1 protein-coding gene is annotated in these 307 nt (G+C 67.4%); it reads right to left on the minus strand.

The window, feature by feature from the left end; translation table 11 throughout:
- On the minus strand, positions 1-255 hold a 255-nt coding region (locus IO33_RS0142260; protein WP_031174370.1), incomplete at its 3' end, for a tryptophan synthase subunit alpha.
- Positions 256-307: the final 52 nt, after the last annotated feature.

Raw genomic sequence — 307 nt, forward strand, 5'->3', positions numbered from 1 at the left:
GACGCGCACACCCGAGCGCAGTGCCTGATCAGCCGCGTCCTGGATCGTCGGGCCGTCCATGACCGGGTCGGAGTACGGGACCCCGACCTCGATGATGTCGCAGCCGGCGTCAACCATGGTGCGCATCGCGTCCAGCGACCCCGGAAGATCCGGGTAACCCACCGGCAGGTACCCGATCAGCGCGCTGCGCTTCTCCTCGCGGCAACGGGCGAACAGGGGGCCGAGCCGGGAGTCGGCCGTCGGGGATTCAGACATGACCATCCACTTCGAAGAGTCCGAACCACTTGGCGGCGGTGTCGACGTCTTT

The sequence above is a fragment of the Streptomyces durhamensis genome, assembly GCF_000725475.1.
Lineage (GTDB): Bacteria > Actinomycetota > Actinomycetes > Streptomycetales > Streptomycetaceae > Streptomyces > Streptomyces filipinensis.